The sequence below is a fragment of the Granulicella sp. 5B5 genome, from assembly GCF_014083945.1.
Taxonomy (GTDB): Bacteria; Acidobacteriota; Terriglobia; order Terriglobales; family Acidobacteriaceae; genus Granulicella.
Window position 1 is genome coordinate 3,130,236 of the sequence record NZ_CP046444.1, and the last position, 24,020, is coordinate 3,154,255.

The window sequence follows — 24,020 nt, forward strand, 5'->3', positions numbered from 1 at the left end:
TGTATATGGTTACGGGTATGATATGGGAAATAAAGGGGATAGAGGACAGGGGACAGAGGATCGTGAAAGGCGTATCGAAGAAACCGCCTGCAAAGGGGGCTACTTCTATTGTAGCCAGCCGCGCTGGTGAAGTTGTTTTTCTTTTCGGGCGGGAAGCGGTTTGGTTTGTTTGGGTTGGGAGCGGATTTGGCGGCTGGGGCTTGACATGAAATTTTCTTGTATGCAGGTGACGTCGCTGTGGTGCTGCCCTGGTTCAACGGCGCACGCCGCAAGCGGTATGCTCGCGCCTTCTGCTCTCGCTACGAGAAATACAGGGGTTTCTCCACTACACATGACGATGAAGCCGTCATATTCCGGTCGAAATGACAAACTTTTTGGGATAGACAAGCTTCTTTGCACAAAGCATCTGGCTGCCACTAACGAATCGGCTAGAAAAGCGTCTCTTGGAGAAGCTCGCACTGCCTTGACGATATATCCTGAAGGGGACGCGTTCGAGCAGCCGGAGTGTGTGGCTGTATGTATGCGAAACTTTTGAACCCAGCGCCGCCACCCGAGCGGACGCGATGAGGAAGATGCTCCAAGCGATGAAGATGACCCTCCCGGCAGTGTGCCGCGCTATGAAAGCCAGCGCCCTGATACTCACCACAGCCTTTGCTGTAACCACCGTTGGCAGGGTCGATGCGCAGGTAGCAGCCCCCGGCACCGCGCCGGTGAAGGCCAACACCGCCAAGGCGCTGGCACCTGGCTCCGGCCCTTCGTATACCAACCATTGGGAGATCTTCGGCGGCTTGCTATATGCCAACGGCCAGGCCGGACAGAGCCTCCCCAAGCACTTCAATGCCGGTGGCGGCGAGATCGAAGGGACCTACTGGCTTAGCCCAACGAGCGGCAGCTACCTGTTTCGTCACCTGGGCGTGAGCGCGGATGGCCGGTTCACTGCGGGCACGACGCCTCTGTCTCCGAACCAGTACAACCTGAACCGTGTGCTGGTGCAGCAGTTCATGGGCGGCGCAGGCCCGAGCTGGCGCGGCCCCAAGAACCGCTATGTCGCCATCGACTTCCACGGCTACGGCGGTGTGACGCACGGTATCTTCGACCATGCGATCACAGGCTACCCGTCCAACCCACAGGGCGTGACCCCGCCGACGACCGCCTCGGTGGGGCTGTACAGCAACCGCAGCGGGGCCTGGGCAGCAGCGGGCGGCAGCATCGACTTCAACCAGGGCAAGCGCTGGGCCGTGCGGCTCTCGCCGGACATCACCTTTGAGCACTATGGCACCGAGCTGCGCGAGTTTTTCTCCATCTCCGGCGGCGCGCTTTATCGCTTCGGCAAGTAGTGGAGAGGCAGTGGGTAATGAGTAGTGAGTAGAGAAAAGCCAAAGCCCACCGAGAGGACTCGGTGGGCTTTGGCTTTTGATGAGCAAGATTGAAGATATAGCTCCACTACTCACTGTCTCACTACCCCTGCAGAAAGCCCGGGCTGACCGGGTTCTCATAGACAGAGTAGTCGCGGGTAACGACGGTGAGGCCGCCGGAGGAGACGAAGTAGTTCTTCTTGTCCTGGGCGGGGTCGTAGCCGATGACGGTGCCGTCGGGGATGTGGCAGTCGCGGTCGATGATGGCGTTGCGGATGTGGCAGTGGCGGCCGATGTTGACGTGCGAAAACACCACGCTGGACTCCACATCTGCGTAGCTGTTCACGCGCACATCGTGCGAAAGGACGGAGTTGCGCACTACCGCGCCAGAGACGATGCAGCCAGCTGAGACGATGGAGTTGATCCCCATGCCCGTGCGTCCCGGTTCACCGAAGACGAACTTCGCTGGCGGATACTGGTAGGCGCGGGTGCGCATGGGCCATGCCTTGTCATAGAGATTGAAGGTCGGTGAGACCGAAGCGATGTCCATGTTCGCGGCGTAGTAGGCCTCCAGTGTGCCTACGTCGCGCCAGTAGAGTGCGCCCTTCTTGTTCTCGTCGACGAAGTTATATGCGTTGACCTTGTAGCGGCCGAGCAGGTTCGGCAGGATGTTATGGCCGAAGTCGTGCTTCGAGTCCGGGTCCTCGGAGTCCTTGACCAGCTCAGGCAGAAGCACGTCGGTATTGAAGAGGTAGATGCCCATGGAGGCGTCGACCATCTCCGGGTTGAAGGGCGAACGAAGGCTTGTTTCCTTCGGCTTCTCGATAAAGCCAGTGACCTCGCCGTTGCGCGCGACCTCGACGACGCCGAACTGCGCGACCTCATCCGGGTTGATGGGCAGCGTGGCGATGGTGACATCTGCGCCGGAGTCAATGTGCTGCTGGCGCATCAGTGCATAGTTCATCTTGTAGATGTGGTCGCCGGAGAGGATGAGCACATACTTCGGCTCCTCCGACCCGATGGAGTAGATGTTCTGGAAGACCGCGTCCGCCGTGCCCTGGTACCAGCTCTTGGAGACGCGCTGCATGGGGGGCAGGATCTCGATGAACTCGCCGAGCTCCGAGGCGACCACCGGGCCCCAGCCCTCGCGGATATGACGGTTGAGGCTGAGCGCCTTGTACTGCGTCAGGATGTAGACGTGGCGCAGGTCGGAGTTGATGCAGTTGGAGAGCGTGATGTCGATGATGCGGTACTGTCCTGCGAAGGGAACAGCTGGTTTAGCGCGATCGCGCGTGAGCGGAAATAGTCTCTCGCCCGCACCACCAGCGAGCAGAACGCCTAGTGTGTCTCTCATTCTCCACCGTCCTTACCTGAAGCGACCCCCGAAGCGGTCTGTTACACAGCGCGGAAACCGGATAGGCCCAAGAGTAAGATGCAGGGTCTTCGCAGCGGTGCCGCCCGAGTGTAGCACCGAAATGCAATGGGCTGTCCAGTAGGCGAGTTGCGGCATCGCAGTGCGCGACATGACTGCATAAGCAGGCCGGCGGCGTGGAGGAGATAGCCGCGAGCGCGTGGTGCTCAGTCTGCCGAGGGGGTGCCGTCGCCGAGCGCAGGTCGCTCGTCAGGCGGTGCCTGCTCCTCCGTAGTGATGCGGAGAGAGCGCAGGAAGTTGAGGTCGTTGTGCGTAAACGGGCCCTCGGCGGCCTGATCGCCGGAGTCGGATTCAACCTCTTCGGACTCCTCGGCGACCTCGTTGAGGCCGATAGTGGCCTCAAGCATGAGGAGTACGTCGAAGCCCTGCTCGCGAATCTCGCGGACGACGCCGGAGATCTGGTCGGACTCACTGACGGACTCGTGAATCGCCTCGCCTAACTTCTGGATGAGTTCCTTCACCTGCTGGTTCAATGCCACCTCCCACGTTTCTCCGCGGAAAACCCTTCATTCAAGCGGAAACCCAATCGAGATATATTCCGATTGAATCTGTCTTGCACCACCGCAATGGGTATTCCCTGCGAAACAGGAACGGCAGCTGCGATGAGTCTTAACATAACGCCGATGCGAGGCAACGCCAAGGGCGAGTTTTCCAGAGGGGCGACCTGGCTAGCGGGGTCTTCGCCGCGTCTTTGCGCCGGTTGTGATTGGATTCGCTTGCATGGGCCAAGGTCGCAGCTCCCGGTACACTAATCGGGATGGATCGAGTGCGATTAGGACGCGCCCTGGGTTATGGTGCCCGCCACGCCGCGAAGACGCTGGCGCAGGCGGTCGACGCCGCGACGGCGCCCAACCCGGCTCCGACGGCGAGACCCCCGGCACAGCCGGTTGCGAGCGCGCCACAGCCTGTTGCTGGTGCTCCACGGGCGGCTGCCGGCAGCGGAGACTTCCGCGAGAGCGTGGTGCAGGCCCAGCGCACGGTGGCAGAGGCACAGCGGACCGTCAGCCAGACGCAGTCGCGCGTTCGCGGCGCAGCAAAGCAAGCCGGCAAGTCCGCGCTCGCGCCGGTCGCCAAGTTTTCGAGCGTGCTCTGGCTGGAGGTTACTGGAACCTTCTTCGGGCTGGTGGCTTTTGCCATGGGCGAGGGCATATGGCGGCTGCGTACAGCGATGAAGCTCGCAGCCAACGATCCGGAACGGATGAAGCTCTATGCCTGCGTCGCGCTGATGGCGCTGTTTGCGTACTTTGCGGTGAGCAACTTTGTTAGGGCGTCGCGGCGGCAACGGCGGTAGCGGGTCTTTTCACGCGCTGAAAAACCGCGCCACCTTTATTCAGAATGACAACCTGCCAGAGTACGGGCATGTCCTGAAGAACGGTGGTCGCGGCGGTGTTGCGAAGAGCGTTGGTTTAAGCGGCAGGCGGCTTCAGGTCGTCGCCCGGCTTGGGGGTGACGGTGTGCGCGTCCACGGGCTTGGGGGTGTCCTTCACCTCGTCGGTGACGCCCTTCATGCCGTCTTTGAAGCCGCGCAGGCCTTCGCCGAGGCCCTTGCCGAGTTCAGGCAGCTTCTTGCCGCCAAACAGCAGGATGGCGATGCCGGCGACGATCAGCAGGTGCCAGGGTTGAAAGAGTTCCATCGTGAGTCTCCTTGCGAAGGCTGGCCTCTGCCAGCCGGGGGCGATCTGGGGCCGTTAAGCCCGGACACAGTCATTGTCGCACGTTCTAACGGCGTCTGTTCGTTTACGGGCCAGCGGGACCTTTGGATGCCTTCCGCCGTGGTTCCGCGCGCCGGTCGGCGGTAGCATAGAAGCTATGGAGAACGTTCTTCGCAGTACGCGCATCACGCTGGAGATGATCAAGTGGGAGCACTCGATCTTTGCGTTGCCCTTTGCGCTGACCGGCGCTGTGCTGGCCGCGGGCGGCTGGCCTCGGCTGCCGGTCCTCGGCTGGATACTCGTCTGCATGGTCAGCGCGCGGTCCGCGGCCATGGCCTTCAACCGCCTGGTCGACGCTCGCATCGACGCCGCGAACCCGCGCACTGCGATGCGCGCTATCCCGGCCGGACAGCTCTCATCGGGATTTGTTGCAGCCTTCACGGTGGTTGCCGCAGCCATCTTTATCTTTGCCGCTGCCATGCTGAACCGGCTCACGCTGGAGCTTGCGCCCCTTGCTCTGCTGGTGGTGCTGGGCTACAGCTACATGAAGCGCGTGACCCGCTGGAGCCATCTTGTCCTCGGCCTCGCGCTGGGCATTGCGCCGTCCGCCGCGTGGATCGCCGTGCGCGGCAGCTACGACCCGCGCATGCTGCTGCTTACCGGCATCGTTATTCTCTGGGTCGGCGGCTTCGATGTTCTCTACGCCTGCCAGGACTTTGATTATGACCGCAAGGCCGGCCTCTTCAGCATCCCTGCAACTTTCGGCCTCGAAGGCGCCTTCTGGATTGCGCGGGCCATGCACATCGGTGTGCTGGTGTTGATTGCGCTATTGGTGCATGCCTTTGCGCTTGGCCCCATCGCGCTGGTGGGGATGGCCGTGGTCGCGCTGCTGCTGGCTTATGAGCACGCCATCATCAGCCCGAAGGACCTGCGCCGCATGAACGCGGCGTTCTTCACGCTGAACGGCATCATCTCGGTGGTCTTCTTTCTCGCTGTCGCCGCGGACATCTTCTTGACGCACTAGGTGTGTTGTCCCGGCATTGGATGGGGCGGCTCGAGTGTAAATCTGTCTGGTTCCTGGGAGAGGAGTTTGCAGAGATGGGCAATGCGCTGTGTCCCACAGCATTTTGCGAGAGGTGAGCACAAGAGCAGAACAACGCGGTTTCTCATCTCGCTGAGAAACCGCGTGTTTGCAAGCCATTGATTTTAAAGAGGTCTGTGGTGAGCGGGCTGGGGCTCGAACCCAGGACCAGCGCCTTAAAAGGGCGATGCTCTACCAACTGAGCTACCCGCTCGCTCTATATGTAAGGTTAGCATGGCGGGGGCACAAATCGTATGAGGTAGGAGGCAGGCTGTTTCTGCAAAAGGGTTATCCGGAGCTGCGGACGTTCTATTCAGAGATGCAGACCCATGGAGAAAGAGGATGTGGTGCTGAAGGTGATGCCGGTGGCTGCGGAAGCCAAGGGCGGGAACTGACGCAGGCTATGGTGCGAGCCGGCAGACCTTGACGTCGCGGTTTTGGTAAGGGCAGGGGTGCGCGGTGCGGGCGTCGGCGTGGAGGATGAGCCAGGTGACGCCGAGGGGACGCAGACGTGCGTCACGCTCTGCGTCTGTCTGGGCGGAGAGCATGGCGTGGGTGGTAAGGGCTGTGCCGGACTGGATGGCGAACTGTGCTGTGAGCTGGTGCTGCCAGAGCGGGGCGAGTGAGGGTGTAATGGAGGCTTCGCCGCCGTCCTTGGAGAAGTCGGGGAGAGCACTGCGAAGAGCGGTGGCGCGGAAGGTCTGGGCGTCTTCGCCGGGGGTGGTGATGTAGTCGGGGTCGAGGGCGAAGAGTGCCTGGGTGGGGGTGTTGGCGCGGACCCAGAGGAACGCCTGCGACCAGGGGTTGATTGGGGATGCGGAGGGAAGCTCGATGTGACGTGAGGCGGGGAAGGTGGCGCGCTGAGCGGTGAATAGGGTGACACTGCTGATCATGATCGCGAAGGCGGGGAAGACGGTTGCGACAGCCTTGATGGGTCTTGAACGCCACGTGGAGAGCAGGCTGCCGGTGACGAGCGCGCCCAGCAGGAGTGCCATGATGGCGTAAATCAGGAGGAAGATGCGCAGGGGCTGGAGGCGTGCGATGAGGTATGTCGTGCTGTGCGCGTGTGCGAAGAGCAGAGCGATGGCGATGGCGATGCTTCCAGCGGCGAGGCAGGCGAGGCAGAGTGCCCTGATATTGCTTGTGGCTGCGAAGCGCGGCGTGTTGCGGTTGCCGAGGAGCAGCAGAGACAACATGGCAAAGGGGCCGAGGAGGCCGCAGAGCTCATACCAATGCCACTGGGAGAGGAACCAGTAGTAGCGGGAGAGTGAAGCGGCGACGACGGCGGGGGGATCAGGCGGCGCGAACGCGTGGATTGTGGCAGCAACCGAGAGGACGACGACCGCGAAGGATGCGACGAGGCGTGGTGAATGCGGACTGCGGAAGAGACGGAGGAGGACCACCATCGCGAGCGCGCAGAAGGCCATAAGCGGATGCAACAGCGCCGCCAGAACGAGAGACAAAGCGCAGAGCCGTGCAGAGCGGGAGCGAGGTGTCCAGTCGTCGAGAGCAAAGGCAATGGCCAGCAGAGAGAGAGGTGTGGTGAAGCTGCGGGCGGTCAGGTAGGGGTCAGTGAGCAGGAGTGAAGTGCCCGCGACGGGAAGCGTGGACCATGCCGCCAGCAGGGCGACGCCGGCGAGTTGCGCCGCGGGGCTTGGGGTGCAGCGGCGTAGAAGTTGCAGACCTGCATAGAGCAGCAGCCATAGAGTGAAGACGTAGGCGAGCAGGAGCGTAATGGCGAGCGGGAGGTGGGCAATGCGGGTCAACTCGGCGAGTGCGGGGGCGAAGAGCGAGTAATGGAGATGCGCTGTGACGAAGGCGGTATCGCGCGGGAAGAGTGTGGGGTTGAGGCGGTACTCGATGCCGGCCACGTAGAGGCCGCCGTCTTCGGCGAGGGGGTGATAGCCGTCGATAAGGAGCGTGGCGAGGGTGAGCAGCGGAAGGAGAACGGGCCAGGGCAGCCTACGACGGAGGGAGAGCGGAGGACCGCCAACGGACGTGGCGGAGGTGCCGAGGACTGTAGTGGTGGTCGCCGCCATTGCTACTAGAGTAGACGGGATTTTTCGGTTGCGGGTGACTTGGGATGGACGTAGTTGGCGGTGGAGGCGATGGCGTCCGGACGGTACAATGACGGAGAGTGATTGACTTGATATTGACTGAGATTTCGCGGCTGGGTAGGCCCGGTGTGGTGGGGGATGTTTCCATAGGGAGGGCCGCTTGACCCGCGAACACAGAATCAGCCTGCTGAAGATGCTGCCGGGGCTTGCGATCAGCGCGTTCTTTCTATGGCTGACGTTCCGGGGGTTCCACCTGTCCGACTTTGCGGCGTTGCGGCTGGCGGCCCCGCTGTGGCTGGTAGGCGTGTTGGCTTTCAGCGTGGCGGGGTATACGACGCGCTGCTACCGGTCGTGGCTGATGGTGCGCAGTGTGAAAGCGAAGTTCGGGGCGACCGCACGGGTGTTTATGACGTCGCTGGCGGCGAACAACATTCTGCCGCTGCGCATCGGCGATGTGATGCGGATCTTTACTTACGCTGGCGACCTGAATGCGACGCCGTCGACGATTCTGAGCACGGTGATCTTGGAGAAGCTGCTGGATGTGCTGACGCTGGCGGTGCTGTTCGCGACGACGCTGCACTTTGGCGGAGCGGTGTCGCCGCATATGCGGTTGCTGGCTAAGGCCGGCATCGGGATTTCAGGCGGTGGCCTGCTGGTGATGGTGCTGGGCGCGCGCATCCTGGAACCATGGGTGAAGCGGCTGTTTGCGGGCACCGAGAACGCGAGGCTGGCAAAGCTGGAGCACTGGATACTGCTGGCTCTGGAGTGCGTGCGTCAGAACGGGGTCCTGGGTTCGCTGTGGCTTGTGATTTGCAGCTTTGTGGCCTGGGTGTTTGAAGGGCTGCTGTATGTGTCTGCGGCGCGGCTGGTGGGCTTGCATACAGATGCTGTAGGGCCGTGGCAGGCCGTAGCGCAAGCGAACCTGTCGTTTCTGATTCCGAGCTCGCCGGGTGGCATTGGGCCGTTTGAGGCGGCGTGCAAGGATGCACTGATGCGGCATGGTGCAACTCCCGCAGCGAGCGGGCTGTTTGGGTTGATGATCCATGTGTACCTGCTGGTGGCGATCACGGGGGTGGGCGGGGCGATGTTCCTGGCGCACCGTATGAAGCGGAGCCCGCGTGAGCCGTTGCTGGAAGAGATCGATGAACTGCCTGCGCAGCTTCCATGAAGCCGGGATCAGGGAATAAGGATTAGGAAAGACAGATATGTATCGGATATTGCAGCAGCAGGTGCAGGCGCGGATTTTGGCGCTGGTGAAGGAACGGTACGAGGTGGAGCTGAAGAGCCTCGTGGTAGAACTGCCGCCGAAGATCGAGTTCGGCGAGATGGCGCTGCCGATTGCATTCGAGCTGGCGAAGCGGCTGAAGAAAGCTCCGCGGGCGATTGCGCAGGAGCTGCAACCGCTGCTGGCGGAGATCGAGGGTGTAGGCTCGGTAGAGATTGCTGGAGCGGGCTACCTGAATGTAAAGCTTGACCGCGCGGCAATGGTGAAGCGCATGGCGGCGGATGAGCATGCTGCCGTTGGCGGTGATGGGTTTCGGCTGGTGGAGCATACGAGCATCAATCCGAATAAAGCTGCGCATGTGGGGCATCTGCGGAATGCGGTGCTGGGCGACAGCTTTGCGCGGATGCTGTGGCCGGATGCGTACAAGCCGGGGTTTGAGACTGGCGTGCAGAACTACATCGACAACACAGGCGTGCAGGTGGCCGACATTGTTGTTGCGGTGACGATGCTGGAGGGCAAGACGCTCGACGGCGTGCGTGCGTGGATGACGGAGTTGATGGAGACGAACCAGCGGTTGGACTATACGTGCTGGGACCTGTATGCGCGCGTGTCGCAGTGGTATGAGGCCGAGCCTGCGGAGGCGGCGGCACGGAAGAAGATACGGCTGGATACGCTGCATGCGATCGAAGCCGGCGGGAATGATACGGCTGAGATTGCGGAGCTGATTGCTACGGGTGTGCTGCGTCGTCATCTGGAGACGATGGAGCGGTTGGGGATTGAGTATGACTTTCTGCCGCGTGAGAGCGAGATTCTGCACCTGCACTTCTGGGAGACGGCTCGGCAGTTGATGGTGGACAAGGGTGTGCTGTACCTGGAGACCGAGGGCAAGAACAAAGGCTGCTGGGTGATGCGGCGGGCGATTGCTGCTGCCGCCGGGGTTGAGGTGGCTGAAGGTGGCCCGGATGAGGATGCGAAGATCATCATCCGGTCGAATGGGACGGTGACGTATGTCGGCAAGGACATTGCGTATCACCTGTGGAAGTATGGGCTGCTGGGTAAGGACTTTGGGTATGCGAAGTTCTGCGAGTATGCGACGCATACCTGCTGGATCTCGACGGTGCATGGCGAGACGCCGCATCCGAGCTTTGGCCATGCGGATGCGATCTATAACGTGATCGACTCGCGGCAGGATGATCCGCAGACGCAGGTGAAGGAGGCGCTGCGGTCGCTGGGCTATGTGGCCGAGAGCGAGCGCTACACGCACATCAACTATGCGTTTGTGGGGTTGACGGCGCGGACGGCGGAAGACCTTGGCTACACGCTCAGTGACGAAGACCGCGCTAAGAATTTCATTGAGGTGAGCGGTCGCAAGGGGTTCGGCGTGAAGGCCGATGACCTGATCGACCGCATGATTGCGGCGGCGCGGGCCGAGGTGGACTCGCGGCATCCGGAGCTGGACGAGGCGGAGCGTGCGGAGATTGCCGATGCGATCGGTGTGGGCGCGCTGCGGTTTTTCCTGCTGCGGTTCACGCGGAACACGGTGATCGCGTTCGACTACCAGGATGCGCTGTCGTTCGACGGCGAGACGGGGCCCTATGCGCAGTATGCGGCGGTGCGGGCGGCGAATATTTTTCGCAAGGCCGGGGTATCGGCTGAAGAGGCGCTGGCGGCTGTGGCTGGCCTGGATCTCGCCGCGATGCTGGAGGGCGAAGAGGGCACCAGCGTGTGGGAGGTGTGGCGGACGGCGTCGCGGCTCTCGATGGTGCTGGAGAACGGGATTGCGGCGGCGGAGCCTGCGGTGCTGGCGCGGTATGCGTTTGTGCTGGCGCAGCAGTTCAATAATTTCTACCACCGACACCACATCCTGACGGAAGAGGATGCGGGGCGGAAGATGCTGCTGCTGGCGACGGCGGCGGTGGCTCGGCGGGAGCTGGTGCGAGTGCTCGGGTGGCTGGGGATCAGGGTGCCGAGCGCGATGTAGAGCGTTCACCCTCCCCCCGTTTTGGGGCTATGATCCGCAGCGGATTGGGGTTAGCGTTGTATACCCTTTGGTGTGCACTTTGGTTGAGGGTGGTTTGGATGTCAAAGAACAAGGCCCAGCAGAGATGCCGGCCCCTCACATTTCTATTGTATTAGCGGTGTCAAGCGATTTGGCTTAAGCAAGCGCTACGAAGGCCAAGGCGATGGCGACGGCATCTTCGAACAGCGCGGCTGGCAAGTCGCGTCCGAACAGCCTCGCTGCGAAGGCCCTGGCTTTGGAGCCGCCGAGCGTTCCGACGATGCTGCCGGGGAACGCGTCACGGGTAGCAGGAGGTATGGTCCGCGATCAGTTTGAGGTTGAGGACTTCTTATACTTTTTCGATCTGGGGTGAGAGTAGAGATCTTCCACAACTGCCATCGCTATACAAACCGTCCATAGGATAAGCACGCCTTCTGCAATCGACAGGACCCAAAGCATCATGTGTTTATGATGTCAGGCTTAGAGGGCGGCCGCAAGCGATCGTGGTCACGATGGGGCGAATTGCACGTAGAGCTTGAGGTTGCTGGTAGGAGCTGCAGGCTTTATGCGGCGGATTCGCGAGGAGGAGCGGGGATGAAGGAAGCGACTAAAAAGACGGCGAGGAAGAAGAACGCGCTGCTGTGGTTGTTTGAGCCGCTGCTGGACGATCCGCGATTTGTGCAGCGGAAGCTGTTCAGCTTCGACGCGGCGTATCTGGATGGGAAGCTCTACGTTGCGGTGAACGATGGGGAGGAGCCGTGGTCGGGGCTGCTGGTGTGTACGTCGAGGGAGCACCATGCGGCGCTGCTGGCGGAGTTTCCGCAACTGACACCGCACGAGGTGCTGGGGAAGTGGCTGTATCTGTCGCAAGCACACCCGGAGTTTGAGTCGGTGGCGACCGATATTGTGGCGCTGGTGGTGCGGCGGGACCGGCGGCTGGGGGTGGTGTCGTCCCTGCCACAGGTGCGGCGCTAAGGTTGGCGAGGGTTGTGAAGGCTCTCTGCGCCCTGGAAATCGCAGCCTCCGGGGCTGAAGCCCCTTTCCAGAGGGCAACCCAAGGTACGAGCTGAAGCTCGTACCTTCAAAGCCTGACGCTTCTTGTACCCTTCAAAGCCTGGTTTCTCAGTCTCCGCTACTGCTGGATGAGACTTAGCGCGAGGGCGGTGTGGAGGGCGGCGGTGCGGGGCGCTCGTGCGGCGGCGGGGTGAAGACGGAGGGCTTGGCCATGCCGCGGTGACAGGTGCCGCAGCTGACGCCGTTCTCGGGCTTGGGGTCGGTGAACTGGGTGAGGTAGTCGGCGTTGATGGCGTGGGTCATCTTCATCATGACGCGGGCGCGATCCTTGATGGGATTGGCGTCGGAGGCGAAGTTGAGGCGGCCGGTGGTGTCGTCCTTGGCGTGGCAGTAGTTGCACTCGACGCCGAGGTCGCCTTCCCACTTGTGCATGATGGCGACGACCTGCTGGGCGGTCATGTCCTTGGGCAGGACCTTGAGGTTGGTGGGTGCCGGCATGGGGCGGCGCTGGCGCGGGGCGGCGTCGGCTGGCTTGGCGTCAGGGGCTTGCGCGAAGACGGCAACGGAGGCGGCGAGGGTGAGCGCGGCCAGAAGGTGCAGGGAGCGGGGCATCATGTCGGGTCCTTTGGGGAGCGCGGATGTGGCTGATATGGCTAGAGGCGAAGTCTATCGGGGAGACGAGGGAGAGTCAAACGAGGATGCAGGTCGACAGATGACGATGTTGTCAGAGGGGTAAGGGGGCTTTGCACAAGATCTCCACTTGCGGTGCTGAGATAGGCTCGCGCCTTCGGCTCTCGCTACGACCAATACAGGGGTTTCTCCGCTTCGCATCGCGATAAAGCTGCGATGCTCCGGTCGAAATGACAATCTTTTCGGGAGGCTCAAGAGTTTTTGTGCAAAGCCAGTACACCCGGAGTTAATTTGCATAGGAGCGGGCCCAGTCGGTGATGCTGCGGACGGCTGTGCCGGTGGGGCCGCGGGAGATCCAGGGCTGGGGTTCGTCGGACCAGGCGGTGCCGGCGATGTCGAGGTGAATCCATTTTGCGGCGGGGAGGTTGGGGGCTTCGCCGACGAATTCTTTGAGGAACATGGCGGCGGTGATGGCTCCGCCGTAGCGGGTGGCGCCGGTGTTGCGGATGTCGGCGATTGGGGACTTGATCTGGTCGCGGTAGTCGTCGGTGCAGGGCATGCGCCAGAACTGCTCGCCGGTGGTGGGGAGTGCGTCGAGGAAGCGTTGGGTGGTCTCGTCGTCGTTGGAGAAGAGGCCGGCGTTGAGGAGGCCGAGGGCGACGCCGATGGCTCCGGTGAGGGTGGCGGCGTCGATGAGGTGGGTGGCGCCGAGGGTGCGGGCGTAGTGGAGGCCGTCGGCGAGGACGAGGCGGCCTTCGGCGTCAGTGTTGATGATCTCGATGGTCTTGCCGGACATGGCGGTGACGACGTCGCCGGGCTTGTAGGCGCGGCCGTCGGGCATGTTTTCCGCCGAGCAGACGACGCAGAGGACGCGGATGGTGGGCTTGAGGAGGGCGATGGCGCGCATGGCGCCGAGCATGGCGGCTGAGCCGGCCATATCGTACTTCATCTTCTCCATGCTGTCGGCGGGCTTGATGGAGATGCCGCCGGTGTCGAAGGTGATGCCTTTGCCGACCAGGGCGAGGACGGGTGCCGCTTCTTCTGAAGGACTGACGGGAGCGTTTTCTGGTTCGTAGCGGAGGACGATGAGTGCGGGGGGCTCGGGTGAGCCCTGGGTGACGGCGAGGAAGGCACCCATGCCTAGCTCTTTGAGCTTGTCGGTGGAGTGGACCTCGCAGGCGAGGCCGGTTTCGGCAGCCATGGCAGCGGCGCGGCGGCCGAGCTCGGTGGGGGTGAGGATGTTGCCGGGCTCGTTGACCAGGGAGCGGGCGAAGTTCTGGCTTTCGGCGAGGATGCGGCCTTCGTGGAAGCCCTGCTGGAGGTGGGCCTGGGTGGAGCGCTCGGGGTCGTTGTAGAGGATGGTGACGGCGGTGAGTGGGCTGTCCTTGCGGTCGGAGCGGTAGGTGTCGACCTCGAAGTCGGCGAGGATGGTGCCTTCGGTGATGGCGCGGGCGGTGAGCTCGCCGGGGAGGGCATCCATGTGCTCGTCGGCCAGGGCCATGTCGTCGGGGAAGGCGATGGCGAGGCCGGTGAGGGCGCGTGCCTTGGCTGTGCGAACGGCGACGCCGGCACCCTTGCGGAGCTGATGGATGCTGAGAGCGGACAGCTTGCCAACGCCAATGACGAGGAGGCGCTCGGCCTTGATGCCGTGCGGGGCGTGAAGAAGGAGCGTCTCGCCGAGGGCTGCCTTGAACTCGCCGGAGGTGAGCCAGGGCGAGGCGACGGCCGCGGGGGCGTCCGAGGTGGAGAGCAAGGCGGGCGATGGCTGTTCGGCGGGGCCGGTGGCAATATCGACGGCGAAGACCGCGAGCAGCGGCGTGGCGAAGGTGGCCGCATCCTGGAGCTGGAAGGAGATGTTCACGCTTTCATGGTATCGCGGCGTAGGCGGGTCGTGGAGGTCAGCGTTTGACTGGATCAGCGGCTGGTTGCTGCCTCCTGTAGTGGGGCCAGGCGCGTGGACTACCGTCGCTGGCTCCTGGCGATGGCCGATTTTGCTTCACGGTCGGCCTCGCGGGTGCGTTCCGATTCGCGCTTGTCCCAGTCCTGTTTGCCTTTGGCGAGGGCAATCTCACACTTGACGCGGCCCTGGCGGAAGTACAGCTTGACGGGGATGAGCGTGTAACCCTTTTGTTTCGTCAGACCTTCGAGCTTATGGATCTCCCGTTTGTGGAGCAAGAGTTTTCGTGTGCGGAGGGAGTCGTGGTTCATGGCGTTGCCGTGCGAAAAGGGGCCGATGTGGGCGTTGAGGAGGAAGCACTCACCGTCCTTGAGCAGGCCGTAGGCGTCCTTGAGATTGGCCTTGCCTTCGCGGATGGACTTGACCTCGGTGCCGCGGAGGGCGACGCCAGCCTCAAATCGGTCGGAGAGGAAGTAGTTGAAGCTCGCAGAGCGATTGAAGGCGGCGTCGCGTACGCCGGCAGCGACGGGGTCGCGGTCCTTGGCGCGAGCGGCTGGCTTCGCGGTGGCGGTGGGAACGGTCGGATTGGAGAGAGAACGAGACACAGTGGAAAAGATCAGATGACGACGAACGATTGAATGATGCGTCCAAAGGACAGGCTAGCAGATTGTTATGCCAAGCAGGATATACCGTTTGAAGCAGATACTGCTTCGATAAAACGGTGCGGAAAGAGCAGGCCAGCCCATGAGACTGAGCGGAGCTGGAGGACGAGCGAGCGGCCGGTGGGACAAAGACAGGGCGTTGAGAGCGTCCGGTGCCGGAAGGCGGCTGTACGGTGCCGGGCGGCACGGTTCAGAGAAGGACTTTTGGGGCAGAGTGAGCGAGACGCGAATGGTATTATCGACCCAGCCCAATCCACCGTCAGAAAAGCAGTTTGAGGCAGGTTTGGCAGAGATATTGAGAGGCGCCGAAGGGCATCCTGAGCCGTCCAGGACGGGCCACGATCTGGCAGAGAGCGTGGGGGATTTGAGTCTTTTGAGCCATCGGGAGCGGGTCGCAAGCATGCAGCCAATGAGAGTGGGCCGAAGCGGCCTGCAGGGTGACAACGCAGTGCCGGCTGTGGCCGGGCTGGGAGCTTTCGGCTTGAGTGCTTTTGGGGTAAATGCAAAGGGCATGATGCGGCAGGGTGTGGGCGCGCTGGCGCTGCTATCGCTGGCGGCGGCGCTGGGTGTGGGGCTGGCTCCGCAAGCGCAGGCACAGAGTGCGGGAACCTGGAACAAGCGCGGGCAGAACGCAGAGGCCCGCGAGGACTACGACGCGGCGTTTGAGGCCTATCGACAGGCGCATCTGAAGAAACCGAAGGACCTGCGCTACAAGACACACTATGAACGGCTGAAGTTCGAGGCTGGGAACATGCACGTGGACCGCGGGCGGGTACTGCGGCAGTCGGGCGATATTACGGGCGCGATCAACGAGTTTGCGCGGGCGATTCAGATCGATCCGGGCAACGAGGCGGCGGCGCAGGAGCTGCAGTTGACCGAAAAGCAGCGGCCAGCGCAAGGGCCGGGGCCGGCTGGCGCGGCTGGTGCTCCAGCAGGGCCGACGGCGGGCACGCCGCTGGTGCCGGGCGTGGACGAGCAGACGCCGTACCAGCGAAAGGTGCAGCGGGACATCGACTCGATGGCCGGTCCGGTGGAGCTGAAGCCGGTGTCGAACGACCCGATTACGCTGCATATGATGGAGGACTCGAAGGTCGTCTATCAGGCGATTGGGAAGGCGGCGGGGTTAAATGTCATCTTTGACCCGGAATACCAGTCGAAGCGCATTCCGGTGGACCTGACGGGCGTCTCTTTACCGGACGCCCTGAGAATTGTTGGGACCCTGAGTGGGACGTTTTACAAGCCGGTGACGGCGAACACGATCTTTGTGGCGCAGAACAACCGCACCAAGCGGCAAGAACTGGATGACCTGGCGGTGCAGGTTTTTTACCTGACCAATGTGTCGCAGCAGAACGATGCGAACGAGATCCTGGTGGCGCTGCGAAACCTGATGGACCCGAGCGTGAAGCTGTACCTGGTGGCGAGCCAGGACGCGATTGTGGTGCGCGCGACCCCGGCAGAGCTGACGTTGGCCGAGAAGCTGGTCAACGACCTGGACCGCGTGCGTCCGGAAGTGGTGATCGATGTGGCGGTGCTGGAGGTGAGCCGGCAGCTGGAGCGGAACCTGGGTATTACGCTGCCGACGAGCTTTGGGTTGACCCCGCAGGCGAGCAACCTCAATGTGACCCAGGATTCGACGAGCACGACGACGTCGACCACATCGACGGGTTCGACATCGACGTCGAACACCCAGACAGGCGTGACGCTGAATACGCTGGCGCACCTGAATGCGACGAACTTCGCGGTGTCGATCACGGGCGGCACGTTGAATGCGCTGCTGTCGGACTCGGACACGCGCGTGCTGCAGAACCCGCGCATCCGTGCGACAGACGGGCAGCGGGCATCGCTGAAGATCGGTTCGAAGATCCCGGTGGCGACGGGTTCGTACTCGGCCGGTGCGGCGGTGACGACGGCGTCGCTGGGTGTGCAGACGCAGTTCACGTATCTGGATGTGGGCGTGAACATCGACATTACGCCGACGGTGCACTATGACCGCGAGGTCTCGCTGAAGATGAAGATCGAGGTATCGAGCCAGGACGGCTCGGTGACGATCTCGGGTGTGACGGAACCAATCATTGCGCAGAAGGTGAGCGACCAGACGATCCAGCTGAAGGACGGCGAGCCGGCGATCCTGTCGGGACTGGTGCAGCAGCAGGATACGAAGGCGATCAGCGGCACACCCGGCCTGGGCGAGCTACCGATCCTGAAGTACTTCTTCTCGTCGCAGGACAAGACGACGCAGACCGATGAGCTTGTGTTCCTGGTGATTCCGCACATTGTGCGCGAGTCGATTTTGACGGACGAGAACACGCGGCAGATCTATACAGGTACGAGCCAGGCTGTGGAGCTTCGGTACCAGAACCCCGCAAAGCAGGTAGCTGCTGACGCAGCGGCGGATGCGGGCGCTACGCCAACGCAGGAGACCTCGGCTGCAAATGCGGCTTCGGCGATGATCGGGAAGATTGCAGCAGATGCACACCCGCTGCCGGTACCGGGGATGACGGGCGGCAACTCGGCGACAGGCGCTGCGGCTGCGGCCAATGCGATGGTGACGCCGGTGAAGTTCCAGGTGATGCCGCTTGCTTCGAACCAGACAGTAGGGGCGACGTTCCAGATTGCAGTGACGACAAACAACGCGCATGATCTGGCGAGTGTGCCGATGCAGTTGCAGTTCGATCCGAAGGTGCTGCAACTAGTGAACGTGGACGATAACGGCACGGCCGGGCTGCTGGGCAAGGACGGCCAGGCGGTGACGACGGTGCATCGCGATGACGGCACGGGCGGTGTGACGGTGTCCGAGACGAGGCCGCCGGGCGCGAAGGGCATGGACGGGCAGGGTACGATCTGCACGCTGACGTTCAAGGCCATTGCGGCAGGCGATACGCCGATTGCGTTGGTCCGTATAGGCGCCAAGGACAGCCGGCAGAACAATCTACCGGCTGTCGGGTCGCAGGCGATTGTGCATGTGAAGTGAGGCAGAGGAGCAGAGAGTAGAGGAGTAGAGAAGCAGTGATCAGGTGGTTGCAACGCGGCGGACGACGGGTGCGAGGAGAGCGATTGGGCTCCGAGGCCGGAGTCACGCTGACGGAGCTGATCATCGTGATCGCGGTGTTGTCGATCCTTGCTACGATGGCGCTGCCCGCGGTGAAGATCGAGGTGAAGCGGCGGAAAGAGCGCGAGCTGCGCCGCGACCTCTGGATGATGCGGGACGCGATCGACCGGTATAAGGATGTCGCGGACCTGGGCGGCATCCAGACGAAGGCGGACTCCAACAACTATCCACCGGACCTGCAGACGCTGGTGGATGGCGTGGATGTGAAGGACAAACGGATGCGGTTTCTGCGGTCGATTCCGACAGACCCGATGACGGGGAACACGGACTGGGGGCTGCGGTCGAACCAGGACGAGCCGGATTCGGACAGCTTCGGCGGGCAGAACGTCTTCGATGTGTACAGCAAGAGCGATGGAACGGGGTTGGACGGGACGAAGTACAACACTTGGTGAAAGGGTAGGGAGTAGGGAATAGGGAATAGAGGAATTGGTGGCGAGGCGGCGTATGCGCGGTGTGAAGGCGAAAAACTCGGAGCGGCAGGGCGAGGGCGGCTTTACGCTGATGGAGTTGATGATCGTGATGGCGATCATTGGCATCCTTGTGTCGATTGCTGTGCCGATCTATGTGCGCGTGGTGAAGTCGGCCAAAGAGGCTGCGCTGCGCGAGGACCTGTATACGATGCGGACGGCGATCAACAGCTACACGATCGACAAGGAGAAGGCGCCGCAGTCGCTGGATGACCTGGTGCAGTCGGGATACCTGAAGTCGATTCCAGTGGACCCGACGACGAGCCGGGCGGACACGTGGATGACGGGCCAGTCAGACACGATGATCGACATCAACGAGACCGAGGGTGGGATCGACGATGTGCACTCGGGTTCGCAGGGGATTGCGAACGATGGGACGACGTATAATACTTGGTAAAGCAGGGAATAGGGAATAGCTGGTGGGGAGTAGGGTTCAGGGGTCTGATGGGACGGATTTGTTGGGTGGGGCGGCTTTGCAGGTTGCGCTTGAATCCTGTGTAGGAGTAGAACCGTCTACAATGAGTACCGGGAGCTGCGCCTAGTCGACAACGTGTGTGGAGTCGGTGAAATTCGTGGCTCTTGAGGGAGTTTTCCCATGCGCACACTCGCCTTCGCGATATTGTTTGCCTTGAGTGCCCCTGCGGCGGTGCTGGCGCAGCAGAGCCAGCAGCCGGCAGCGACGCCCGCGAGCCAGACGGATAGCTCGACCGCACCGCAGTCGACGGGTTCCGCGACACCATCGACAGCGTCCAGCAGTGGTCCGACGATGGGCCGCCGAGACGACAGCGACGTGCAGACTGCGCCAGCAGGCAACACGCAGGCTGCGCAGGCGAGTAGCCAGACGACTCCAAATGCCGCGAAAGATAAAGATGCTGCGAAGGACGTGACGCAGACGGCCACGACTGATGCGGGCAAGGACGCGAAGGACGCGGCCAAGAGCCAGAACGTGGCGCTGGCGAAGAACGATGCGCCGGGTTCGGAGAAGGCGGATGCAATTCCTTCGCCGGGTGAAGAGCTGGACCCCCACATCAAGAAGGGTTCCGAGGACGATGTGAACGCGGTGGGACAGCGGAACATCGGCGGCCGCGGGATGGGGAACTGGTACTCGACGAACTGGGAGATCGGGACGGGCAAGCAGTACTCGATGGAGATTGAGAAGTCGTCGCACCTGATTACGGACCCGGTGGTGGTGGAGTATGTGAACCGGATTGGGCAGAACCTGGTGAAGAACTCGGATTCGAAGGTGCCGTTCACGATCAAGGTGCTGGATACGGACGAGATCAATGCGATGGCGCTGCCGGGCGGGTTCTTCTATGTGAACTCGGGGCTGATTTTGGCGTGCGATTCGGAAGACGAGCTGGCGGGCGTGATGGCGCATGAGATTGCCCATGTGGCCGCGCATCATGCAGCCCGCGAGATGACCAAGCTGAACTACATGCAGATTGGGTCGATCCCGCTGATGATCTTTACCGAGGGCACGTGGACGGGGTATGGAATCTACGAGGCGTCGCAGCTGGCGATCCCGCTGACGTTCCTGCAGTTCAGCCGCGAGTATGAGGCGGAGGCGGATTACCTGGGCGTGCAGTATGCGTATCGCGCAGGGTATGACCCGCAGGGCATGGTGTCGATCTTTGAGAAACTGGATGCGCTGGAGAAGCACAAGCCGGGTGCGATCTCGAAGGCGTTCAGCGACCATCCGGCGACTCCGGACCGCATTGCGGCGGTGGAGCAGGAGATTGCGACGATCCTGCCGGCACGGCCGGACTACCTGGTGACGACCTCGGAGTTCGACCAAGTAAAGGCGCGGCTGGCGCGCATCCAGAACAAACGCGGCACGGGCGACAAGAAGGGTGGCAACAAGCCTACGCTGCGGCGGACGAGCTCGACGAATAACGATCCGAATGCGCCGAACGGTGGCAGCGATCAGCCGACGCTGGGGAGAAGGAATTAGCAAGTAGGGAATAGCGAATAGGAAGTAGGAAGGGCGTGGCTTTGGCTGCGCCCTATTTCTTTTTCGGCTAGTAAACTTAAGAGATGGCAAAGAAACAGAAAACCACCGGCTACACCGATGACCACGCCAAGGCGGGGTTGAAGACGAAGTTTCCCGCGATTGAGACGTGGCGCAACCAGTTCCAGAAGTATGAGATTTTGATCGACGACCCGGAGTTTACGAGCGTATGCCCGAAGACCGGCCTGCCGGACTTTGGCGTGTTGAAGATCCGTTACATGCCGCGCGAGCGCTGCCTTGAGCTGAAGAGCCTTAAGGAGTATCTGTTCACGTATCGGAACCTGGGGATCTTTCAGGAGAACATCGTGAACCAGGTGCTGGATGACGTGGTGAAGGCGACCGACCCGGTGTGGGCGGAGATCGTGGGCGACTTCCGGCCGCGTGGCGGGATTTCGACCGTGGTGACGGCGCGCTATCCACGGACCGAAGAGATGCGGTAGAGTTTCGCTGGCGCCTGCGTCGGATGCCAGGCGCCAGTGGAGCTTTATGAATCGTCGAGATTTTGGCAGGTTGGCGGGTGCGGCCGCGGTGGGGCAGGCGGTCGGTATAGCGGCTAAGGCCGAGGTTGCCGACGCAGGTGTGAAGCTGTCGGTGATGCTGTGGACGCTGGAGAAGCTGGCGCCGTTTGATCGCTGCCTGGAGATTGTTGCGGCGGCGGGGTACCAGGGTGTGGAGCTGGTGGGGGAGTTTCAGAAGTGGACGCCGGAGGAGACGCGGCAGAAGCTCGTGCGGATGAAGGCGCTGGGGATGCGGGTGGATTCCATGAGTGGGGTGAAGGCCGGGTTTGCTGTGCCGGAGGAGCGTGAGAGCTTCTTCGCACAGTTTGCGGCGCACCTGGAGGCGGCGCAGCGGCTGGGGTGTCCGCAGGTGATTTTGTTGTCGGGCAAGCGCGTGGCGGGGATGACGGAGGAAGCGCAGTTTGCGGCGAGTGTGGAGACGCTGAAGCGTGCGGGTGCGATGGCCGCGGAGAAGCAGATCGAAATCGTGATCGAGCCGATCGATCCGCTGGAGAACCCGACGATCTATCTGCAGACGGTGACGGTGGGGTTTGCGATGGTGCGTGAGGTGGGGAGCGATGCGTTGAAGGTGTTGTACGACTTCTACCATGAGCAGCGCGCGTACGGGAACCTGATCGAGAAACTGGAGGGGAACATCGACAAGGTGGGGCTGGTGCATGTGGCCGATGTGCCGGGGAGGCATGAGCCGGGCAGCGGCGAGATCGACTACGCGAACATTTATAAGAAGCTCGCGGAGTTGAAGTACGACCGCTATGTGGCGATGGAGTTTTATCCGCAGGGTGATCCGGTGGCGGCGCTGCGGAAGGCTGCGGGTGAGGTGCGGGCGGCGTTCAGGGGCTAGCGGCGGTGGCGTGAAGAAGATGCCTGGGGAGAGTGGAGTTTTCTCCTGAGAAGCCGAGATATAGGGACTGATTCCAAGAACATCAGATCACTCCCCAACTGGGTGCTCAGCCCGTCGTATTGATGAGTTGAGCCCCCAGTTGATGGCCTTATTTCCTCGCGGAATCCAGTGGCTATTTATTTTTCTACTTGTTTGATTACAGACCGGGAGCTTTCTCCAACGCTTTTCTGACATGTTTGGCGAGGCTATTTGTTACGTCCAGGCTTTCTCCCTTCGTACGCTTCGCCCCATCTACTTCGCCCTGGAAGACTGTTCGACCAGGCGCACCCACTAGTGTGATGCGAGTCTTGATGACTGTCGCTCCAGTGAAAGGCACGAGGCCGCGCTGGCGCGCACTGCCTTTCTTCCAATTTTCGATATCCATATGGAGAACCAGCGTGCCCTGGGTTGCACGGATGTCCCCTGCACGCCATACGTTTGAGAAGAGTCCACTTTGCGCAAGCTGCTTGATCAGGTCTTCAAATACAGCCGCAACGAAAGCGGGCGGAATGCCGTCGGCAGTTTCAGAAGGCAGGGCGACCTCTATCGAGGGCTTGGCTGGCGTGGGTATCGGTGCCACGTGGGTTTCCGAGTCGCGTTGTGCCTCTGAAGTCGTCAGATTGCCTGCCTTTGGATAGTCCATCGGAGAGAGCCCTGCACGGGCGAGCGCGGAAACAACACCCTTCCCTGTGTCCTTCGGCAGAACCAGGACGCATCCCCGAACGGCGCGCTCAGCGTCCTTGTAGAAAACGGTCAGAACGTCGGTTGACGGCCGGATGGATGTGATGACTGCTCCGACACCGTATGGAGCCGCTTCTGCAAGCTGTCCCTTAATTCCTCTGATGAGGGATTTGTCGTCGTGAGCGATGGAGAATGCGAGGATGGAATGAAGTGGGATCGCCGTCGAATGTCCGTGAATATTGAGAGTCATGACCTTCTCGTCAAAGGTCAGGTACCCTGTGTCTCCAGGTTTGTCATCGAGGCCGACGACGTGGACTACGTTTTCGATGCGAACCAATGTGGGCTGGGTGGGTCGTGAAGCCATATCGCTTGAGGTCGACGATGGAGCCTGCGCACTGGAGGCAATGGCGGGCAACAGTAGCAACGCCAAGAGAGCGACGCGAGTGCTGTGCAGGGAAAAATGGATGCGGTGATTGGGTTCGCTCATAATAAAAACAGACGTGTCTGTTTTTATAAGGTAAGCTGGATTATGAGATTTTGTCTCTTAAACTTTTGAATATGGACCCGACACGCTCTACTCGCAAGCCACAAGCCCGCACTGAAGCTACGAAAGCGAAGATTCTGGATGCCGCGCACTCGCTGTTTACTGAATTGGGCTTCGAGAACACGCAGTTGGAGGAAGTGGCAATTCGCGCTGGCTGCTCGCGGGGCGGCATCTATGCCCACTACTCCAATAAAGAAGACCTGTTCCTGGCCTTGATGGAGCATCGTGCCTCTGCGGCCTTCAGAGAGCTCTGCAAAAAGCTCGAAGAGGAACCCGATCTGACGAAACGCCTGAAGCTGTTCAAGGGCTGGTTTGTACAGCAGGTCTGCGCTCCAGGAGCGGGAACGCTCACGTTGGAGTTCAAGCTCTATGCGGTACGGCGGCCGAAGATGCGCAACGATTTGCTGAGTCTATACAACGCCCTGTTCACGCGTACCGATAAAGATTTCCGTGATGTGTTGTTCGGCGAGAAGCTAACCAAGGCTCAGCGGATAGCCATTGAACAGAGAGTGGCTGTGCTGGGAGGCGCCCTAAGCGCATTGATTCTGGAGCGTCACTTTCGTCCAGCGCTCCTCTCTCCGAGCGATTTGCGGCCGCTGACGGAAGAGATATTCGATGCGCTCATGCATACATGATGCCTGCATGAAGCTGGTCCCAATTTCTTGGAAAGCTCCCGGAACTGCCATCGTAATGGACCGCCCGATGGTCTTGAACTTGCTGAACGCGTAGATCAGGCGATGGGAGTGCCTGCGGCTTTGTAGATGGTTTCGATGGATTCTAGGTCTGCCAGGCCTAGTTCGCCGGGGTGC

At 61.6% G+C, this 24,020-nt stretch carries 21 protein-coding genes and 1 tRNA gene; 13 read left to right on the forward strand and 9 right to left on the reverse strand.

Annotated features, from left to right (window positions below; genetic code table 11):
- Positions 1–584 precede the first annotated feature (584 nt).
- Positions 585–1,337 carry a hypothetical protein gene (locus GOB94_RS13160; protein ID WP_182276344.1) on the forward strand — a complete coding sequence of 251 codons (753 nt, stop codon included), beginning with the start codon at positions 585–587 and terminating at the stop codon, positions 1,335–1,337.
- A gap of 121 nt (positions 1,338–1,458) precedes the next feature.
- Here GOB94_RS13160 and glgC read toward each other — a convergent pair whose 3' ends face one another.
- Together glgC and GOB94_RS13170 are read right to left on the reverse strand one after the other, a co-directional pair.
- Complete coding sequence (gene glgC / locus GOB94_RS13165) at positions 1,459–2,709, reverse strand: glucose-1-phosphate adenylyltransferase (RefSeq protein WP_182276345.1); 1,251 nt, start codon at positions 2,707–2,709, stop codon at positions 1,459–1,461.
- A 224-nt stretch (positions 2,710–2,933) separates the two neighbouring features.
- On the reverse strand, positions 2,934–3,266 hold the full coding sequence (locus GOB94_RS13170) for a hypothetical protein (protein ID WP_346265624.1): 333 nt from the start codon (positions 3,264–3,266) through the stop codon (positions 2,934–2,936).
- Positions 3,267–3,544: 278 nt separating this feature from the next.
- Here GOB94_RS13170 and GOB94_RS13175 point away from each other — a divergent pair, with 278 nt between their 5' ends.
- Positions 3,545–4,078 carry a hypothetical protein gene (locus tag GOB94_RS13175; protein ID WP_220464926.1) on the forward strand — a complete coding sequence of 178 codons (534 nt, stop codon included), beginning with the start codon at positions 3,545–3,547 and terminating at the stop codon, positions 4,076–4,078.
- 115 nt (positions 4,079–4,193) lie between these two features.
- Here GOB94_RS13175 and GOB94_RS13180 read toward each other — a convergent pair whose 3' ends face one another.
- Entirely contained in the window at positions 4,194–4,421 is a 228-nt protein-coding gene (locus GOB94_RS13180) for a twin-arginine translocase TatA/TatE family subunit (RefSeq protein WP_182276347.1), read from the reverse strand.
- Positions 4,422–4,596: 175 nt separating this feature from the next.
- Here GOB94_RS13180 and GOB94_RS13185 point away from each other — a divergent pair, with 175 nt between their 5' ends.
- The gene (locus GOB94_RS13185) at positions 4,597–5,463 is read left to right on the forward strand and encodes a UbiA-like polyprenyltransferase (protein ID WP_182276348.1); all 867 of its coding nucleotides are present in this window, start codon (positions 4,597–4,599) and stop codon (positions 5,461–5,463) included.
- A gap of 195 nt (positions 5,464–5,658) precedes the next feature.
- On the opposite strand, the gene GOB94_RS13190 is transcribed toward GOB94_RS13185, so the two are convergent.
- Together GOB94_RS13190 and GOB94_RS13195 are read right to left on the reverse strand one after the other, a co-directional pair.
- A tRNA-Lys gene (locus GOB94_RS13190) sits at positions 5,659–5,734 on the reverse strand.
- Positions 5,735–5,921: 187 nt separating this feature from the next.
- A complete protein-coding gene (locus GOB94_RS13195; RefSeq protein ID WP_182276349.1) occupies positions 5,922–7,559 on the reverse strand; it encodes a hypothetical protein in 1,638 nt (545 codons plus the stop codon).
- A gap of 178 nt (positions 7,560–7,737) precedes the next feature.
- Here GOB94_RS13195 and GOB94_RS13200 point away from each other — a divergent pair, with 178 nt between their 5' ends.
- From GOB94_RS13200 to GOB94_RS13210, 3 genes are all read left to right on the forward strand, one after another.
- Positions 7,738–8,745, forward strand: coding sequence for a lysylphosphatidylglycerol synthase transmembrane domain-containing protein (locus GOB94_RS13200; RefSeq protein ID WP_255483957.1), 1,008 nt, complete (start codon positions 7,738–7,740; stop codon positions 8,743–8,745).
- Positions 8,746–8,782: 37 nt separating this feature from the next.
- The gene (gene argS, locus GOB94_RS13205; RefSeq protein ID WP_182276350.1) at positions 8,783–10,783 is read left to right on the forward strand and encodes an arginine--tRNA ligase; all 2,001 of its coding nucleotides are present in this window, start codon (positions 8,783–8,785) and stop codon (positions 10,781–10,783) included.
- A 612-nt stretch (positions 10,784–11,395) separates the two neighbouring features.
- A complete protein-coding gene (locus GOB94_RS13210; protein ID WP_182276351.1) occupies positions 11,396–11,776 on the forward strand; it encodes a hypothetical protein in 381 nt (126 codons plus the stop codon).
- 174 nt (positions 11,777–11,950) lie between these two features.
- On the opposite strand, the gene GOB94_RS13215 is transcribed toward GOB94_RS13210, so the two are convergent.
- From GOB94_RS13215 to smpB, 3 genes are all read right to left on the reverse strand, one after another.
- Positions 11,951–12,430, reverse strand: a complete 480-nt coding sequence (locus GOB94_RS13215; RefSeq protein ID WP_182276352.1) for a c-type cytochrome — start codon at positions 12,428–12,430, stop codon at positions 11,951–11,953.
- 301 nt (positions 12,431–12,731) lie between these two features.
- Complete coding sequence (locus GOB94_RS13220; RefSeq protein ID WP_255483958.1) at positions 12,732–14,306, reverse strand: leucyl aminopeptidase; 1,575 nt, start codon at positions 14,304–14,306, stop codon at positions 12,732–12,734.
- A gap of 98 nt (positions 14,307–14,404) precedes the next feature.
- A complete protein-coding gene (gene smpB / locus GOB94_RS13225) occupies positions 14,405–14,947 on the reverse strand; it encodes an SsrA-binding protein SmpB (protein ID WP_182276353.1) in 543 nt (180 codons plus the stop codon).
- A gap of 466 nt (positions 14,948–15,413) precedes the next feature.
- Between smpB and GOB94_RS13230 the strand changes: the two genes are divergently transcribed.
- The 6 genes from GOB94_RS13230 (at position 15,414) to GOB94_RS13255 (ending at position 21,947) form a co-directional block, all read left to right on the forward strand.
- Positions 15,414–17,975 carry a cohesin domain-containing protein gene (locus GOB94_RS13230; protein ID WP_255483959.1) on the forward strand — a complete coding sequence of 854 codons (2,562 nt, stop codon included), beginning with the start codon at positions 15,414–15,416 and terminating at the stop codon, positions 17,973–17,975.
- An 83-nt stretch (positions 17,976–18,058) separates the two neighbouring features.
- Positions 18,059–18,505 (forward strand): type II secretion system protein, encoded by a 447-nt coding sequence (locus GOB94_RS13235; RefSeq protein WP_255483961.1) that lies wholly within the window; start codon positions 18,059–18,061, stop codon positions 18,503–18,505.
- Between the two features lie 37 nt (positions 18,506–18,542).
- Complete coding sequence (locus GOB94_RS13240) at positions 18,543–18,977, forward strand: type II secretion system protein (protein WP_255483962.1); 435 nt, start codon at positions 18,543–18,545, stop codon at positions 18,975–18,977.
- Between the two features lie 198 nt (positions 18,978–19,175).
- Positions 19,176–20,531 (forward strand): M48 family metallopeptidase, encoded by a 1,356-nt coding sequence (locus GOB94_RS13245; protein ID WP_182276355.1) that lies wholly within the window; start codon positions 19,176–19,178, stop codon positions 20,529–20,531.
- An 83-nt stretch (positions 20,532–20,614) separates the two neighbouring features.
- Positions 20,615–21,028: a preQ(1) synthase gene (gene queF / locus GOB94_RS13250; RefSeq protein WP_182276356.1), complete on the forward strand. Its 414-nt coding sequence runs from the start codon at positions 20,615–20,617 to the stop codon at positions 21,026–21,028.
- 46 nt (positions 21,029–21,074) lie between these two features.
- Positions 21,075–21,947 (forward strand): TIM barrel protein, encoded by an 873-nt coding sequence (locus tag GOB94_RS13255; protein ID WP_182276357.1) that lies wholly within the window; start codon positions 21,075–21,077, stop codon positions 21,945–21,947.
- Positions 21,948–22,143: 196 nt separating this feature from the next.
- On the opposite strand, the gene GOB94_RS13260 is transcribed toward GOB94_RS13255, so the two are convergent.
- A complete protein-coding gene (locus GOB94_RS13260) occupies positions 22,144–23,154 on the reverse strand; it encodes a DUF4410 domain-containing protein (protein WP_182276358.1) in 1,011 nt (336 codons plus the stop codon).
- A 71-nt stretch (positions 23,155–23,225) separates the two neighbouring features.
- Between GOB94_RS13260 and GOB94_RS13265 the strand changes: the two genes are divergently transcribed.
- The gene (locus GOB94_RS13265) at positions 23,226–23,846 is read left to right on the forward strand and encodes a TetR/AcrR family transcriptional regulator (protein ID WP_220464927.1); all 621 of its coding nucleotides are present in this window, start codon (positions 23,226–23,228) and stop codon (positions 23,844–23,846) included.
- The last annotated feature ends 174 nt before the right edge of the window (positions 23,847–24,020 follow it).